The sequence below is a fragment of the Kitasatospora sp. NPDC059462 genome, from assembly GCF_042749955.1.
In the GTDB taxonomy this organism is placed as follows: domain Bacteria; phylum Actinomycetota; class Actinomycetes; order Streptomycetales; family Streptomycetaceae; genus Kitasatospora.
Window position 1 is genome coordinate 19070 of sequence record NZ_JBHYUU010000027.1, and the last position, 15325, is coordinate 34394.

16 protein-coding genes are annotated in these 15325 nt (G+C 71.3%); 9 read left to right on the forward strand and 7 right to left on the reverse strand.

Translation table 11 applies throughout. From position 1 onward, the window contains the following. Positions 1 to 246 precede the first annotated feature (246 nt). Positions 247 to 591 (reverse strand): hypothetical protein, encoded by a 345-nt coding sequence (locus ACFXAM_RS10465; RefSeq protein WP_380289485.1) that lies wholly within the window; start codon positions 589 to 591, stop codon positions 247 to 249. A gap of 418 nt (positions 592 to 1009) precedes the next feature. On the opposite strand from ACFXAM_RS10465, the gene ACFXAM_RS10470 reads away from it, so the two are divergent. Continuing rightward, positions 1010 to 2032, forward strand: coding sequence for a hypothetical protein (locus ACFXAM_RS10470; RefSeq protein WP_380289487.1), 1023 nt, complete (start codon positions 1010 to 1012; stop codon positions 2030 to 2032). Positions 2033 to 2501: 469 nt separating this feature from the next. Then, complete coding sequence (locus ACFXAM_RS10475) at positions 2502 to 2888, forward strand: VOC family protein (protein ID WP_380289489.1); 387 nt, start codon at positions 2502 to 2504, stop codon at positions 2886 to 2888. 8 nt (positions 2889 to 2896) lie between these two features. On the opposite strand, the gene ACFXAM_RS10480 is transcribed toward ACFXAM_RS10475, so the two are convergent. Beyond that, positions 2897 to 3265 (reverse strand): hypothetical protein, encoded by a 369-nt coding sequence (locus tag ACFXAM_RS10480; protein WP_380289491.1) that lies wholly within the window; start codon positions 3263 to 3265, stop codon positions 2897 to 2899. 151 nt (positions 3266 to 3416) lie between these two features. Here ACFXAM_RS10480 and ACFXAM_RS10485 point away from each other — a divergent pair, with 151 nt between their 5' ends. The 3 genes from ACFXAM_RS10485 (at position 3417) to ACFXAM_RS10495 (ending at position 5406) form a co-directional block, all read left to right on the forward strand. After that, entirely contained in the window at positions 3417 to 3917 is a 501-nt protein-coding gene (locus tag ACFXAM_RS10485) for an NADAR family protein (protein WP_380289493.1), read from the forward strand. 49 nt (positions 3918 to 3966) lie between these two features. Next, positions 3967 to 4740 carry a class I SAM-dependent methyltransferase gene (locus ACFXAM_RS10490; protein WP_380289495.1) on the forward strand — a complete coding sequence of 258 codons (774 nt, stop codon included), beginning with the start codon at positions 3967 to 3969 and terminating at the stop codon, positions 4738 to 4740. Between the two features lie 129 nt (positions 4741 to 4869). Beyond that, positions 4870 to 5406 carry a hypothetical protein gene (locus ACFXAM_RS10495; RefSeq protein ID WP_380289497.1) on the forward strand — a complete coding sequence of 179 codons (537 nt, stop codon included), beginning with the start codon at positions 4870 to 4872 and terminating at the stop codon, positions 5404 to 5406. Positions 5407 to 5564: 158 nt separating this feature from the next. Here the strand turns inward: ACFXAM_RS10495 and ACFXAM_RS10500 are convergent, their stop codons facing one another. After that, on the reverse strand, positions 5565 to 6251 hold the full coding sequence (locus ACFXAM_RS10500) for a hypothetical protein (protein WP_380289499.1): 687 nt from the start codon (positions 6249 to 6251) through the stop codon (positions 5565 to 5567). A 109-nt stretch (positions 6252 to 6360) separates the two neighbouring features. Between ACFXAM_RS10500 and ACFXAM_RS10505 the strand changes: the two genes are divergently transcribed. From ACFXAM_RS10505 to ACFXAM_RS10515, 3 genes are all read left to right on the forward strand, one after another. Next, entirely contained in the window at positions 6361 to 6795 is a 435-nt protein-coding gene (locus ACFXAM_RS10505) for an Hsp20/alpha crystallin family protein (RefSeq protein ID WP_380289501.1), read from the forward strand. A 120-nt stretch (positions 6796 to 6915) separates the two neighbouring features. Beyond that, positions 6916 to 7320: a DUF2267 domain-containing protein gene (locus ACFXAM_RS10510; protein ID WP_380289503.1), complete on the forward strand. Its 405-nt coding sequence runs from the start codon at positions 6916 to 6918 to the stop codon at positions 7318 to 7320. Between the two features lie 53 nt (positions 7321 to 7373). Then, positions 7374 to 7772 carry a DUF2267 domain-containing protein gene (locus ACFXAM_RS10515; RefSeq protein WP_380289505.1) on the forward strand — a complete coding sequence of 133 codons (399 nt, stop codon included), beginning with the start codon at positions 7374 to 7376 and terminating at the stop codon, positions 7770 to 7772. Positions 7773 to 7959: 187 nt separating this feature from the next. On the opposite strand, the gene ACFXAM_RS10520 is transcribed toward ACFXAM_RS10515, so the two are convergent. The 4 genes from ACFXAM_RS10520 to ACFXAM_RS10535 all read right to left on the reverse strand — a co-directional run bounded on the left by ACFXAM_RS10520 (position 7960) and on the right by ACFXAM_RS10535 (position 13778). Further along, entirely contained in the window at positions 7960 to 9351 is a 1392-nt protein-coding gene (locus tag ACFXAM_RS10520; RefSeq protein WP_380289507.1) for an amidase, read from the reverse strand. Next, positions 9338 to 9520: a hypothetical protein gene (locus tag ACFXAM_RS10525; protein ID WP_380289508.1), complete on the reverse strand. Its 183-nt coding sequence runs from the start codon at positions 9518 to 9520 to the stop codon at positions 9338 to 9340. Before ACFXAM_RS10525 ends, ACFXAM_RS10520 begins: the two co-directional genes overlap by 14 nt. Positions 9521 to 9613: 93 nt before the next feature. Then, entirely contained in the window at positions 9614 to 11464 is a 1851-nt protein-coding gene (gene asnB / locus ACFXAM_RS10530; protein ID WP_380289510.1) for an asparagine synthase (glutamine-hydrolyzing), read from the reverse strand. Positions 11465 to 12641: 1177 nt separating this feature from the next. Continuing rightward, on the reverse strand, positions 12642 to 13778 hold the full coding sequence (locus tag ACFXAM_RS10535; protein WP_380289512.1) for an MFS transporter: 1137 nt from the start codon (positions 13776 to 13778) through the stop codon (positions 12642 to 12644). Between the two features lie 483 nt (positions 13779 to 14261). On the opposite strand from ACFXAM_RS10535, the gene ACFXAM_RS10540 reads away from it, so the two are divergent. After that, positions 14262 to 15272: a GlxA family transcriptional regulator gene (locus tag ACFXAM_RS10540; RefSeq protein ID WP_380289514.1), complete on the forward strand. Its 1011-nt coding sequence runs from the start codon at positions 14262 to 14264 to the stop codon at positions 15270 to 15272. Positions 15273 to 15325: the final 53 nt, after the last annotated feature.

Consider the following 15325-nt stretch of genomic DNA (forward strand, 5'->3'; position numbering starts at 1 on the left):
CAGGACTCCGGGAACCGTCCCCACGATCTTCGGCCCCGGTCCCGCGCCCCTGCCCGAGCACGCTGTTGACGAGCGGCCCGCCGCCTGCCCCGCACCGACCGCTCCGGCCCGGCCACCCTTCGCCGACCACACCGCCCACGAGGAACGGCGCCGCCACATGCACGAGGCCGACCTCGTCCGACGGACCGCGCTCGAAGACACCCCGGCCGCCGACACCGCGCAGCCCGGCTGCCCCCCAATGCGTGACTACGGCAGGAGGACGATGGAGTTGATCGGCGTGAAGTCGATCGCGGGGTATTCACCCTTGTTGCGGTACGTGATCGAGCAGTCCGTGCCGTCGTAGCCGTAGCAGAACTTGAGGCCCGCGCCGCCGGTCTGGCTGTTGACGAGTATGTGGTACCCGGTGACGTTGTCGAGGTTGTGGGCGCCGTAGCTGTAGAAGATGTTCTTGCTCAGGATGTCTCCGCCGAACTCGCGGATACAGACCGCTCCGCTCGGGCACGGCGTCGCCGCCGCGGCGCCGGGGGCTGCGGCGATCCCCGTTCCCACGGCGAGCGACAGGGTGATCATGGCCATCCCGATCTTGCGCATGCTTCTTCCTCATCTCTCTCGGACGGTTCCGCTGGACATCGGTGCCGTTCACGCCGCCCCGGCTGCGCGACCCGTGCAGGCATCCGGGATGCCGGATCGGTGGTCGAACCGGACGGAGGACCGGCCGTCGGTGTCCGCGGTGGGGCGGAGCGGTCGGTACGGCAGCCGTGCGGACACACACAGCCTGTCGATTGACATGGCCACTAACAAGTGAGGGGAGGGAGGATGGCCGGTACGCCACCCTCCATGGCTGACCCAGCAGGCGGGCGCGTTCCGCCGGCGTCCAGGGCCGCGTGATGTCGGCAGGCGTCGACGTCGGCGTCGGCGGAGACCACCTGACCGAGCGGCCAACAGGAACTGTCACATCCCGCGTATAGAGTCCACCCGGAACTCGCAGGTCGCCGCTGAAGGAGCACAGGTGCCGAGAACAACCCCGCCCCGACCTGTGGACATCGCGTCCCTGTTCCCGGAGCTGGCACCGCTGGCCCGGCAAGCCGTCCGCCTGCACCCGCGTGCCGGCGTGCCGTCCGTCCGCGACAGCTCCGTCGGCGGGCCGCTCCTGTGGCCGTCCGACGAGCCGTGGCCGACCTGCGCGCAGGAGCACCACCACTGGGAGCCGCCCGTCTCGCTCGACGACGTCCGCCGAAGGCGGGCGCTGCTCGAAGCCGCCTGGCTCCGCCACCGCGAGTCGGGGGAGGATTTCCTCACCCCCGACGAGCGCGCGTACCTCGACCAGCTCCAGACCGGACACCCGCCTCGCACCGAGCCGAACGCCCTGCTGCCGGTCGCCCAGCTCTACCTCCGCGACGTTCCCGGTCTCACCGGCCCCGAGGGAGCCGACCTCCTGCAGGTCCTGTGGTGCCCCGTCGAGCACGACGGCGAAGGGCTTCCTGCGGCCCGCCTCGTCTGGCGGAACGCCGCGAGCGTCGGCGAGCTGCTCACCGCTCCTCCTGGGTCTGCCGACGTCGAGCACTACGGCAACTACGTTCCCGAACCGTGCGTCCTGCACCCCGAGGTCGTCACCGAGTACCCGGCGCCGCACGAACTGCCGAAGGAGCTCGCCGACCGCCTCTCCGACTGGGGGCAGGAGCAGAAGGAGAACGCGGAAGAAGGCCCCGGTGGCGCCTACTACCAGTACGAGCTCTCGGTCGCCCCCGGCTGGAAGACCGGCGGCTGGGGCCCGTGGAGCTTCTGCGACCCCTCGCCCATGCCCTGCCCGACCTGCGGGACCGAGTACCGGCCGCTGCTCACCGTCAGCAGCGGGGAGTGGAACGGCGGAAGCGGCAGCTGGATTCCCCTCGAAGACCGCGTCCCCTCGGAGCGCATCGGACTTCGCATGCCCTCGGATCCGCCGATGGTGCAGATCGGCAGGGGATACAACATGCAGATCTACATCTGCCCGACGTCGTTCGACCATCCGCATCTCGAAGTCATGCAGTGAGTCGTTCACCCGGTCGTGCACCGGGTGTGCCGACCGCCGCCGCAGAAGGCCGAGGACGTCGTGCTGCAACCGGCCGTCCCGGCCTCGCGGGCTGACCCCGGCGTCGGGACACGGCGACACGGACGGCTGCCCGGTTCGAGGCCGTCCTCGCGCGGCCCCTGGTCCGCTGCGAGTGGTTGCACGAGGGGAAGGTCGACGCCCTCCGTCACGAGTACGCCGACAACGGGCGGGGCCTCGATGACGGCTTCGGGACGCCCGCTCGCCCCGCCCGAGCTGCGAGATCGCTCGGCGGCCGGCGGCGTGGACGGCGGCCGTGGCCGGATCGATCGCGCTTGCCCGGGCGGACCCGACCGGGCCGTCCACGTCGGAGGCGTGAGGACCGCGCCGCAGTGACGGGACGACTAGGGTGGGCTCGTGGGCCCGGACACCACACTCCTTGAGCGCATCGAGACCCGGTGGAGGGAAAGCCGTGAGAATCAACCTGACCAGCGTCTTCGTCGACGATCAGGCGAAGGCCCTGCGCTTCTACACCGAGGTGCTCGGTTTCGTGCTCAAGCACGACGTCCCGCTCGGCGGTCCCCGGTGGCTGACCGTGGTCTCGCCCGAGCAGCCCGACGGCACGGAACTCCTGCTGGAGCCCGACAGCCACCCCGCCGTCGGCCCGTACAAGAAGGCACTCGTCGGCGACGGCATCCCCGCCGCGTCCTTCGCCGTGGACGACGTGCACGCCGAGTTCGAGCGACTGCGCGCACTCGGCGTGCACTTCACCCAGGAGCCGACCGAGATGGGCCCGGTCACCACGGCCGTCCTGGACGACACCTGCGGCAACCTCATCCAACTCGCCCACCAGCACTGAGCGCGGTACTACCAGTAGGTGGCCGGCCCCGTGAGGGTCCAGCCGGTGTCGGTGGGTTTGATCCAGAAGCCGAGGGCGACGTCGAGGGTGCGGGCCCCGTGGGTGATCTCGATGCTGACGTGGCTGGTGGTGTGGCCCCACCGGAAGGCGGCGAGGTGGAGCTCGCCGAGCCAGGACAGATCCTGTCCCCATCGGCCGGCGGTGGGGCTGTCGTCGGTGTGGGTGGCGGTCCACAGTGCGGTGAGCACGTGCCGGGTCGGGTGGTCGTCGACGAACTGCTCGACGTCGGGGATCCTGCCGGTGCGGAGCAGGTGGAAGTAGTGGCGGACGACCGCTTCGATGTCGCCCGGGGTGGGCTGTTCTGTCCAGGTGGTCACGGCGGGATCCTAGGGAGTGCGGGGAGTGCCGTGCGGCCGGCGGCCGGCGGGCGGAGGTACTCCGGATGCGCTGCCGCCGGCCGAATGCGGTTGCGGGTGGGGTGGGGTGTCTGGGACGGTGCGGGTGTCGCCGGTCTGAGGGGGGCTGTGGGTGACGATCTTCTTCTATGGTGCGGATGACGTTCCGTACGGATGTTTCTCGAATTTCTCCGCGCACGCGTTGGAGCTCGACGGGTCGGTGTGGCCGACGTCGGAGCACTATTTCCAGGCGCAGAAGTTCGCCGGTACCCGCCATGCGGATCTGATCCGTCGGGCCCGTACGCCGCTGCGTGCGGCGGAGTTGGGCCGTGATCCGTCGCGACCGCTGCGGCGTGACTGGGAGCGCGTCAAGGACGAGGTGATGCGCCGCGCGGTGGGGGCCAAGTTCCGGGCGCACGCGGACATTCGTGCGGTCCTGCTGTCCACCGGTGACGAGGAGATCGTCGAGGACACCGGTACCGATCACTACTGGGGGCGCGGAAGGACCGGCTCGGGACGCAACATGCTCGGGCGGATCCTGATGAGCACCCGCCGCCAACTCCGCGCCGAGGCCCACCACGGCCGCGGCCGTTCCGGCCAGCCCCGGTCCGACGGGGCTGGTGACGGGCGGTGACGGCGAGGGGGGAGTACTGCCGGGCGCTGTCCGCCCCGCTCGTGCGAGGATGCTCGGCATGTCCGCTCGTGCACTGGGCTTCGGCGCAACTGCGGAAGCCTACGAAAGGTTCCGGCCCGGGTATCCCACGGAGCTGTTCGACCTGGTGATGAGGTACGCGGGCCGGCCGGTCCGGACGGCCCTGGAGATCGGTGCGGGGACGGGCAAAGCAACCCGCCTGTTCGCCGGCCGTGGGGTCGCGGTCACGGCGACGGAGCCCGACGCTGCCATGGTCGCCGAGCTGAACAAGACTGTGCCCGCGAACGTGACGACCGTCCGCGCCGCGTTCGAGGACCTGCGGCCGGGCGAGACCTACGGGCTGGTCTTCGCGGCGGCCGCCCTGCACTGGACGCGCCCGGCGGGCCGGTGGCCGAGAGCGGCCGCGCTGCTGGAACCGGGGGGCGTGTTCGCCTCCTTCGGCGGCCAGGTGCGGCCGGCCGACCCGGCCCTGGAGGAGTCCGTGCGGGCGGCGCGGGCGCCGTACCTGGAGAACGACGAGGTGCCGTCTCCCGACGGGACTGCTCCTGATGAGGAAATGCAGTGGCCGGGAACGGAGTTGCAGCAGTCCCCGCTGTTCCGCGACGTGCGGCAGGCCGTCGTCGAACGGCGCTTGACGATGAGCGCTGCGGACTACGTCGGCTACCTGTCGACCGTCTCGGCGTACCTCCAGCTGCCGCGATCGCGGCGGGAGCAGGCGTACGACGCGATCACGCGGGTCCTTCCCGGGACGGTCGAGATTGCCGCCGACATCACCGTCCATCTCGCGCGTCGACGATCCCGGTAGGGACGACACCCCCTCGGGTCACGGCGACCCCGACGCTCCTCCCGGCGGGGGAGTCGACCGCCAAGACCCGGTCGAGAGCGTGCGGCACCCGGCCTGACCGGGTGGAGACGCGGGTGGTAGGAACACACAGTGACGTTCTACGAGGACATGAGCCCCTACAGCTACTGGAACGGTGGAGACTGCTTCACCGACATGACCACGGGCTACCGGTTTCTGACGTTCGAGCCCCCGTACGAGCGTCTGAACGTCGGCTGGTTGTCGGGCGACGAACCATGGGCCAGGGGCGTGGCGCCGGCGGGCTTCATCGAGAGGCTTGAGGCCGTCCTTGCCGTGCAGGCCGTCAACGAGATGCTGGGCCTTCACGAGTGCGAGCTCTGCCCGCCCTCGGACGAGGAGCCGCCCGAGTCGTACAAGCCGCGGCCGGGACATCGGCGAAGCAGCGTCGGCACGGGCGAGATCCGTGTCCCGGACCGGCCGGGAAGGGCGTTCGCCGCTCCGACACTCATCGGACACTACGTCATCGACCACGGATACAGGCCGCCCACGCCCTTCGTCGAGGCGGTGCTCGCGTTCGATCCGCGCGGTCACGCGCCCGCAGGCCACCCGTGGGTCCACTTCCCCTGGGTCCCCGAAGGCGCGACCCACTACGACGCTTCGGTCGAGTGACCCGTCACCTGCCGTGCCCGGCCCGGACACGCGCCGGCCTCCGGTCCCGGCAGGTCGGCGGGTTGTCCGGCGGTGTGGTCGGAGGGCCGTCGTGGTGGTGTCGTGGTGATGGCCCGGTCCAGGGGTCCTGCCGGCGGCTTCCGGTGGGGGTGACGGGGTCAGGCGCGGCGGCGGTCGCTGTCGTCGCGGAGCCGGGTGGTGCGGTCGGTGAGGGCGTCGAGGCGCGTGGCCAGGTCGCTCTGGCCGGTGTCGAGGTGGGGGCGGATGGCGGCGAGGGGCTCTATGAGGTCGGCGGGGTCGGTGGCGCCGAGGGCGGCGGTCAGCGCGGCCTGGGCGGGGTGGGCGACGGGGTCGAGTGCGGTCGTGCTGATCCGGGCGGCGAGGATGCGTAGCTCGGCGGCGTTGTCGCGGGCCCAGGCGGTGACCGTCCGGTCGGCGGCGCGCCGGTCGCGGACGGCTTTCACGCGTTCCGCGCCGGTGCCCGGCTGCGTCGTGCCGCCGGCGGGCTTGAGGCGCAGGTAGCGGTTCTCGGCGGCCTGGCGGCTGGCGACGCCCATGGGCCGGGCGAGGTCGGCCCAGGTGGCGCCGGCCTCACGGGCGCTCTCCACCAGACCGGCTTCCCAGCCGGCGAGCTGGGCGCGCAGCTCGCGCAGCAGCATCACGGCGGCCAGGGCCCGCTCGGGGCCCTCCTGCCCGCCCGGGGCGACCGGGGGCTGCGACGCGGGGTTCTCGGCGCTGCGGACGGCGTCGTCGATGGCGGCCAGCGCCGCCGCGGCCGCCAGGAACGAGGCGGGTCCGGCCGGCCGGGGAGCGTCGGGGGCGCCGTTGCGGGGCTTCTCACTCATGACGTCACTCTATCGGCGACTCCAGGACTTGTCATCGGATGGATGACGCGCTAGAAAGGTGTCAGGTGAAGCGCACTGGCACCCATTCGATCAGTGGAGGTGTTTCGCGATGCTGCTGCGCACTGACCCGTTCCGCGAGCTGGACCGCCTGACCCAGCAGTTCCTGGGCAGCACGGGGACCTGGTCGCGTCCGGCTCCGATGCCGCTGGACGCCTACCGGGCCGGCGACGAGTACGTGATCTGCTTCGACCTGCCCGGGGTGGACCCGGAGGCGATCGACATCGATGTCGAGCGGAACATGGTGACCGTCAAGGCCGAGCGTCGCCCGCGCCAGGAAGGCGAGGGCGTGAAGTGGGAGCTGTCCGAGCGCCCGCTCGGCGTGTTCTCCCGCCAGGTCATGCTCTCCGACACCCTCGACCCCGCCGGGATCACCGCCGACTACGACGCCGGCGTGCTGACCCTGAAGATCCCGGTCGCCGAGAAGGCCAAGCCCCGCAAGGTCGCGATCAGCCACAGCGGCGACCGCAAGCAGATCCAGGCCTGACCGGCCCCGCTGCCGTTCCGGCCGCCCCCGATCGCTCCCCCCTCGATCAGCGGGGCGGCCGGAACACCCCAGCCCGCGGGCACCCCTCGCACCGGTCCTGGGAACGGAGGGAGAAGTGCGGTGACTCTTCGATGGGAGGCGTTCCTGGACGAGGTCCGGGAGCGCGGCGAGTACGACACCCCGCAGGAGGCGGAGCGCGCCGCCCGGGTCGTCCTGGCCCTGCTCGGCGCCCATCTGGCCGGCAAGGTGCGCGCGGAACTGGCCGCCCGTCTGCCGGAGACCATGGCCCTGATCCTGCTCAACCCCTTGCAGGCCGCCGAGCCGCTCGGCCCGGAGCGCTTCGTGCGCGCCACCGCGGCCTGGATCGAGGGCGCCACCGAAGCCACGGCGCTGTGGGACATCGGCGCCGTCCTGTCCACGGTGGCCGACGCCGCCGGGGACGACCTCACCGGGCGCGTCCTGCTCCAGCTGCCGCCCGGCTACGACCTGCTGTTCGGCCGCCCGACCGCAGGGACACGACCCTGACCACCCCACGCCGCCGGCCTTCCGGCGGCCGGCCCCCGGAAGGCCCCACGGCCATGACCCGCTACCGCCACCTCCTCCGGCAGGTCCGCAACCTGGGCCGCTACCCCGCCGACGAGGAAGCCGAACGCGTCCTCACCGCCGTCCTGGCGCTCCTCGGCTCCCAGCTCACCGGCGACGAACGCTGCGACCTCGCCGCAGCCCTGCCCGAACGCGCCCGCGCCGTCCTCGCCGCCCAGATCCCCCTCCCGGCACCGGTGACCGCCCCCGCCTTCGTCGAGGGCCTCGCCCAATCCCTGGGCACCAGCCTCACCGCCGCCCGCTGGGACGCCTCCTCCGTCCTCTCCGCCCTCGCCACCCTCGCCGACGACCACCTCACCGACCGCCTCCTCGCCCACCTGCCCCGCGGCTACGCCCTGTTGTTCGGCCGCGCGGACCTGGTTGCCGTGGCCTGAAGCGGCGGCTTCGGCCGCTGGAGATCACCGGCGCCTGTGCCACCGAGGCGCACCGGTGCGCCGTCAGCGGCCCGCGGTGGTGGGTCGTCATGGCCGGGTTGCGTCGCAGGGATGCAGGCATCGGCGGCCCAGCGGGGCGGCGAGGGTGGCGCGGTGTTGCCCCGGTGTTGCCCCGGTGCGTGGAGCGCTACGCGAGTGGCTGCGGGGGGCGGAGGGTGGGGACGGCTTGCTGGAGGGTGGTGGCGAGGTGGAAGAGGGTGGGTTCGTGGTGGTGGGGGGCGATGAGCTGGAGGCCGATGGGCAGGCCGGTGGGGTCGAGGGCGATGGGGAGGGTGAGGGCGGGCTGGCCGGTGAGGTTGGCGGGGGCGGTGAGGCGGAGGTAGGCGTTGGTGACGGTCTCGGTGGTGGAGTCCGGCCAGTGGACGTCGGATTGGGTGCGGGGGGTGGCGGTGAGGGGGACGGTGGGGGTGGCGAGGACGTCGACGTGGCTGAAGAGGTGGCGCCAGGTGCGGTTGATGAGGGTGCGGGCTCGCTGGGCGACCAGGTGGTCGACGGCGGGGAGGAGGCGCCCGGCTTCGAGGAGGGTGCGGACGTCGTCGCCGTAGAGGTCGGGGGTGTGGCGAAGGTGGTGCTCGTGGGCGGCGGCGGCTTCGGGGGCCATGAGACCCCACAGCGTGGGCAGGAGGTGGTCGGCGAGGGGGGTGTCGATCTCGACGGTGCGGGCGCCGAGGGCGGTGAGGTGGTCGATGGTGGTGCGGACGGCCTTGTCGACGTCCGGGGTGATGCGGTCGAAGAAGTACGTGCGGGGGATGCCCACGCGCAGGCCGCGGAGGTCGTGGGGGCGGGTGATGTCGGCGGGTGGTGGTGGAGTGTGGGTGGCCGGGTCGTGGGGGTCCTGGCCGGTGAGGGCGTCGAGGACGAGGGCGGCGTCGTGGGCGGTGCGGGTGATGGGGCCCGGGTGGTCGAGGGACCACGCCAGGGGAGCGATGCCGTGGCAGGAGAGAAGGCCGTAGGTGGGTTTGAGGCCGACGACGCCGTTGAGCGCGGCGGGTACCCGGACGGAGCCGGCGGTGTCGGTGCCGAGGGCGAAGAGCGCGGATCCGGTGGCGACGGCGACGGCGGATCCGCCGCTGGATCCGCCGGCGACGCGGTCGGGGTGCCAGGGGTTGCCGGTCTGGGGGGTGGTGAGGCCGTAGGCGAACTCGTGGGTGTGGGTCTTGCCGACGAGGACGGCACCTGCGGCGGTGAGGCGGGCGGCGAGGGTGGCATCGCGGGTGGGCACGCGGTCGGCCCATTGGCGGGAGCTGGCGGTGGTGCGGATGCCCGCGGTGTCGATGTTGTCCTTGAGGGCGTAGGGGATGCCGTGCAGGGGGCCGCGGTGCCGGCCGGCGAGCAGCTCGCGTTCGGCGCGTGCGGCTGCGGCGCGGGCGGCGTCGGCGGTGACGGTGACGTACGCGTTGAGGCGGGGTTGGGTGGCTTCGAGGCGTTCCAGGACCGATTCGGTCAGCTCGACGGGTGACAGCCGGCGGGCGGCGATGGCCGCGGCGGCGTCGGCGACGGTGAGGTCACTGGGCCGCATCGGCGTGTTCCGCGGGTGCGGCGGGGCTGGCGGATGGGATGGGTGTGGTGCGGTAGACCGCGGCGGGGGTGATGCCGGCGAGGTCGAGTTCGTGCAGGGTGGCGATCTCGGCATGCATGTGGTGGGCGAGGGCGACTGCGTCGGGCGGGGGTTGCGGGGTGGGGGGCATGGGCGTGTTCCTTTCGGGGACGAAAGGGGCCCGACGGTCCTGTGTGGGTGGGCAGGACCGTCGGGTGTTTAGGTGTGTGTGGGTGTGTGGGTGTTAGTCGGTGATGGTGATGTTGTAGGTGTGGAGCCAGTTGTTGAGGGCGAGGGGGACTTCGAGGTCGATGCGGGTGATTTGGGTGCTTTCGTTGGTGATGGGGTTGTTGAGGCGTTGTTTGGTTTTTTTGTGGTCGAGGAGGGGGTGGATGGGGGCGTTGGGGTTGGTGAGGGTTTCGGTGAGGCGGTCGCGGAGTTTCTTTTCGTAGCCGGAGTCTTGGGTGCTGGGGTAGGGGGCTTTGACGCGTTCGATGATGGATTGGGGGAGGAGGTCGCGGGTGGCGGCGCGGAGGAGGCTTTTTTCGCGGCCGTCGAATTTTTTCATGGCCCAGGGGGTGTTGAAGACGTATTCGACGAGGCGGTGGTCGCAGAAGGGGACGCGGACTTCGAGGCCGACGGCCATGCTCATGCGGTCTTTGCGGTCGAGGAGGGTGTTGACGAAGCGGGTGAGGTTGAGGTAGCCGAGTTCGCGCATGCGTTTTTCGAGGCCGGTTTGGCCGGGGATGGTGGGGACTTCGGCGATGGCTTCGTGGTAGGCCTGGCGTCGGCGTGCGGGGATGTCGAGGCGGTTGAGGAGGGCGGGGTCGAAGAGGGGGGTGCCGTCGTAGAAGGGGGCGGGGGTGGTGGTGAGCCAGGGGAAGGTTTCGGCGGTGAGGACTTCGGGGTCGTGGAACCAGCTGTAGCCGCCGAAGAGTTCGTCGGCGGATTCGCCGGAGAGGGCGACGGTGGAGCGTTCGCGTACGGCGCGGAAGAGGAGGTAGAGGGAGGGCCACAGGTCGCCGTACCAGACGGGGGGTTGGTCGGTGGCGGCGAGGACGGCGGCGCGGATGGCGGGGTCGCTGAGGTCGTCGCTGTCGAGGAGGATTTCTTTGTGGTCGGCGTGGACGAGTTCGGCGAGGTCGCGGACGAACGGGGCGTCGGGGGTGGCGCGCAGGGGGTCGGGGACGAAGTTCTCGGCGGCGCCGACGAAGTCGACGGAGAAGGAGCGGACGGGGCCGGCGCCTTGTGCTTTGAGGGCTTTGGCGGCGAGGGCGGTGACGGCGGAGGAGTCGAGGCCGCCGGAGAGCAGGCTGCACAGGGGGACGTCGGAGATGAGTTGGCGGGAGATGATGTCTTCGAGGAGTTCGCGGACGGTGGTGATGGTGGTGTCGAGGGAGTCGGTGTGTTCGCGGGCTTCCAGGGCCCAGTAGCGGTGTTTGGTCAGGCCTTGGCGTCCGACGCGGACGAGGTGGCCGGGGCGGATTTCGGCCATGCCGGTGAAGAGGGCGTGTTCGGGGGTTTTGACCATGTCGAGGATCTCGCGCAGGCCGTCGGCGTTGACGCGGCGGGGGACGGCGGGGTTGGCGAGGATGGCTTTGGGTTCGGAGCCGAACAGGACGCCGTGGGGGGTGGGGAAGTAGAAGAGGGGTTTGACGCCCATGCGGTCGCGGTAGAGGACGAGTTCCTCGCGGCGGATGTCCCAGATGCCGAACGCGAACATGCCGTTGAGGCGGTGGACCATGTCGTGGCCCCACTGGAGGTAGGCGCGCAGGACGACCTCGGTGTCGCTGTTGGTGCGGAAGCGGTGGCCGAGGACGGTCAGTTCGGAGCGCAGTTCGCGGTAGTTGTAGATCTCGCCGCTGAAGGTGAGGACGGCCAGGGCCCGGCCGTCCTCCTCGGCGACCATCGGCTGGCGGCCGCCTTCGAGGTCGATGACCGACAGCCGGCGGTGGCCGATCGCGGCGTGGCGGTCGATCCAGACGCCTTCGGCGTCCGGGCCGCGGCAGGCCATGGTGTCGGTCATCGCGTTGACGGTGGCGTGTTCGAGGGTCAGGTCACGCTCGAAGTCCACCCAGCCGACTATTCCGCACATGTGTGGTGTCCTCTCGGTAGGTGATGGTGCCGGGGGGCGTGGCCCTGGGGGCCGCGCGGGCGGGCGCCGTGGTCCCGTGCCCGTGCGGGCGGGCGGGGGTGTAGGGGCGCTTTCGGGTGGGGCGGGGGGCAGGGGGGTGTGGCGTGGTGGCCGTGCCGCGGCACGTACACGCCGCGGGGGTCGCCGTGGCGGGCACGTGCCGGGGGTGGCGCGGGTCCCGCGTCACGGGTGGTGCGGGTGGTGCGGGGGTGCCGGCTCGCGCGGGTGGTGCCTCGCGCGGGGCACCGCGCCGCCCGGATGGTGCGGGGGTGGTGCGTGCCGTGTCACGGGGGTGCTGTGGTGCGCGCGCCGCGTGACCGGTGGTGCGGGTGCCGGCCCGCACGGGAGTGCGTTGCGCGGCAGCCGTGTTGCGCGGGGCGGTGCGGGTGCTGCGGGTGGTGCGGGTGGTGCGTTGTGCGATGTTCCGCGTGACGGGTGGTGCGTGTGTCGCGGTGCCCCGATGGTGCGAGGCCCGTGGCGTGTGGCGCGGTGCCCAGGTGGTGCGGGTGCCCCGCGTCACGAGGGTGCCGCGTGACGGGTGGTGCGGGGTGCCGTGTCACGCGGCTGCCGCGTCGCGCGCGGTGGTGCGTGTGCCGCGGGACGTGGCTGTTGTGGTGCGTGTGCCGCGGTGCCCCGGTGGTGCAAAGGGGGCCGGCGGCGGGTGCCGCGGTGCCCCGGTGGTGCGGGTGCTGTGTCACGAGGGTGCCGTGTTGCGCGGGGTGGTGCGGGTGGTGCATCGCGCGGGGTCCCGTGTGACGGGTGCTGCGGGGTGGTGCGGGTGCCGTGTCACGTGGCTGTTGTGGTGCGTGTGGCGTGGTGCCCCGGTGGTGCGGGTGTCTCGCGTCACGAGGGTGCCCCGGTGGTGCGAAGGGGCCGGTGGCGGGTGCCGTGTCACGTGGGTGCTGTGGTGCGGGTGCCGCTTCCGGGTGGTGCGGTGGTGTGGCTGTTGTGGTGTGTGCTGTGCGCGGGCCCGTGGCGTGTCCGTGGTGTGTCCCGGTGGTTTGTCCCGGTGGTGTTGGGACGTTGTGCGGGTGCCGGGGTGCCGGGGTGCCGGGGTGCCGGGGTGCCGGGGTGCCGGGGTGCCGGGGTGCCGGGTGTCGGGTGTCGGGTGTCGGGGTGTTGTGGGTGTTGGTGGTGGTTAGGGGTGTGTGGTGTCGGGCCAGGTTTGGCGGTGGGTGAGGTGGAGGAGGGTGGTGAGGACCATGAGGGTGGCGGTGATTCCGCCGAGGGTCATGACGGTGGAGGGGGAGGTGCGGTCGACGATGGCGCCGCCGACGAGGGCGCCGAGGGAGATGGTTGCCTGGAAGGAGGCGGTGAACAGGACCGAGGCGGCTTCGGGTGCGGTGGGTGCGGCTTTGGCGAACCAGGTTTGGGAGGAGACGGGGACTGCTCCGTAGGCGATGCCCCAGACGATCAGCAGGGTGATGGCGCCGGTGTCGCTGTGTCCGAGGACGGGCAGGAGGAGGGTTGCTGCGGCCAGGAGTGCGGCGGCGGTGCCGAAGCCGGTGCGTGGGTGGCGGGTGACCAGGGCGCTGCCGAGGAAGTTGCCGGCGATGCCGGCGACGCCGTAGATGAGGAGGAACACGGTGATCGCGCGGGAGCCGGCGTGGGTGACCTGTTCGAGGAACGGGGTGACGTAGGTGTAGGTCCCGAAGTGGGCGAGCACGATCAGGAAGGTCAGGGCGAGGGCGTAGCGGGTGTTGGTGCTGCGGAAGAGTCCTGCGAGGACGCTCAGGCGGGTGGTTTCGGTGGGGGGCAGGGGTGGCATGACGGCGAGGAGCAGGGCGAGGATGGCGACGGTGAGGACGCCCATGACGACGAAGGCGGTGCGCCAGCCGGCGATGTCGCCGATGAAGGTGCCGACGGGGACGCCGAGGACGGAGCCCAGGGGGACGGCGGAGAAGATGACGGACAGGGCTCGTCCGACTTTCTCGGGGGGGACGAGGCGGTCGGCGAGTCCGGCTCCGATGGACCAGAAGCCGCCGATGGTGATGCCGACCATGACGCGTGAGACCAGGACCAGCCAGTAGTCCGGTGCTGCGGCGGCGAGGAAGTTCGCCAGTGCGAGCAGCAGCATGAACACGCACAGCATGAGGCGGCGGTCGATGCGTGCGGTGGCGGCGGTGACCAGGGGCGCGGAGAGTGCTGCGAGGAATCCGGGCATGGTCATCATCAGCCCCGCCATCCCGTCGGAGATGGTGAAGCTGGAGCCGATCGAGGTGAGCAGTCCGATCGGGAGAATTTCGGTTGTGACGATCGAGAAGATCCCCAGCATTACCGACAATACCGCCAGCCACTCGACCACGGGTGATCGAACGGGCCGGCCGGTTCCGCCTTCGAGCGAAGTGGCGGTCGTCGTTGAGGCCATGAATTCCGTCCTGTGAAGGGCCTTTCGGTGCGCGACCAGTCCAGCAGGTCCCGGGGAGGGAGACTGGCAGCTTTGCGACATCACCCTTTCGGGGAGCGGGTCTTGGGTGCGGTGCCGGAGGCGGGGGTTCCGGGCGTGTGTGCAGGTCAGCGGGGTCGGGTGCGGGTGGGTGGGTGGGGTGGTGGGGTGGGGTGGGGTGGGGGCAGGTCGTCCACGACTTCGGCAGGTCCGTGGGGATAAACAAGTGGCTCATGCGCTCTTGCGCCGATGCTATGCTGATGCTGTGCGGGCTCTTCCTGTCCGCGGGTTCCGTGTCGTGTCACGGCATTTGCCGGATACTTCGGCACGACTCTATTGACCGGGAACGTTCCGGCGGTGACGGTATGAGTCATGCCGATTTCTCTAGCTCTGGTTTTTGCTGCAGGAATCTCCGGTCTGGATCTTGCGGCTGCGCGTGAGGTGTTCGGTGTCGATCGTGCGGCGCTGGCGGATCCTTGGTACGACTTCGCGGCGTATGTGGTCGACAGTGTGGACAGCTGTGATGCGTGCCGGATCGAGCGGTTGTGCTCTCTGGAGGAGCTCGCCAAGGCTCACACCGTTGTGGTGTTGGGGTGGCCGGATGTGACGCGGATGCCGTCGGCGGGTCTGTTGAATGCGATCCGTGGGGCTCATGAGGCCGGTGCGCGGATGGTGTGTGCGGACACGGGGGCGTTCGTGCTGGCGGCCGCGGGGTTGCTGGACGGGCGTCGGGTGGCCACGCACTGGGCGCATGCCGATCTGTTGGCGGCCCGGTATCCGCGGGTGCGGGTGGACGCGGAGGCGTTGTGTGTCGACGAGGGTGACATTCTGTCGTCGGCGGGTGGTGCGGCGACGCTGGATCTGTTCCTGCATCTGGTGCGGGTCGATCACGGTCCGGCGGTCGCGAAGGCGCTGGCGTATCGTCTGGTGACGCCGTTGCAGGGTGGGGACGAGCAGGTGCCGTCCCCGCCGGTGCCGTCGTTGCAGGGTGGGGACGGTGCGGAGGATCCGTTGCTGACGGAGGTGCTGGCCTGGGCGGCGCAGCGGCTGGACCAGCAGGTGACGGTCGAGGTCATGGCGCAGCAGGCCAATGTGAGCCGGCGGACGTTGGTGCGGCGTTTTCGTGCGGGTACGGGGATGGCGCCTTTGCAGTGGTTGCTGACGCAGCGTGTTCAGCTCGCGCAGCGGTTGCTGGAGACCACGCACCTCAGTGTCGAGCAGGTTGCCGCGCAGACCGGGATGGGGACTGCCGCGACTTTGCGTCGGCATTTCACCCGTACGGTCGGGGTGCCGCCGGATTCCTATCGGCGGTGGTTTCGTGGGCGGGGCCGGGCGCAGTGGGGATCCGCGAGCGCGCCGGCCGCGGCGGCCCCGAAGTCATGACACCCACCCACCCACCCACCCACCCGCCGGCCGGCGGCCTGGCGGCCCTCCCG

Bases quoted from the DNA above. Each gene is read 5' to 3' on its own strand.
- ACFXAM_RS10465 (WP_380289485.1), bottom strand. From the start codon at position 591: ATGCGCAAGATCGGGATGGCCATGATCACCCTGTCGCTCGCCGTGGGA.
- ACFXAM_RS10490 (WP_380289495.1), top strand. From the start codon at position 3,967: ATGCTCGGCATGTCCGCTCGTGCACTGGGCTTCGGCGCAACTGCGGAA.
- ACFXAM_RS10500 (WP_380289499.1), bottom strand. From the start codon at position 6,251: ATGAGTGAGAAGCCCCGCAACGGCGCCCCCGACGCTCCCCGGCCGGCC.
- ACFXAM_RS10505 (WP_380289501.1), top strand. From the start codon at position 6,361: ATGCTGCTGCGCACTGACCCGTTCCGCGAGCTGGACCGCCTGACCCAG.
- ACFXAM_RS10515 (WP_380289505.1), top strand. From the start codon at position 7,374: ATGACCCGCTACCGCCACCTCCTCCGGCAGGTCCGCAACCTGGGCCGC.
- ACFXAM_RS10520 (WP_380289507.1), bottom strand. From the start codon at position 9,351: ATGCGGCCCAGTGACCTCACCGTCGCCGACGCCGCCGCGGCCATCGCC.
- ACFXAM_RS10525 (WP_380289508.1), bottom strand. From the start codon at position 9,520: ATGCCCCCCACCCCGCAACCCCCGCCCGACGCAGTCGCCCTCGCCCAC.
- asnB (WP_380289510.1), bottom strand. From the start codon at position 11,464: ATGTGCGGAATAGTCGGCTGGGTGGACTTCGAGCGTGACCTGACCCTC.
- ACFXAM_RS10535 (WP_380289512.1), bottom strand. From the start codon at position 13,778: ATGCTGGGGATCTTCTCGATCGTCACAACCGAAATTCTCCCGATCGGA.
- ACFXAM_RS10540 (WP_380289514.1), top strand. From the start codon at position 14,262: ATGCCGATTTCTCTAGCTCTGGTTTTTGCTGCAGGAATCTCCGGTCTG.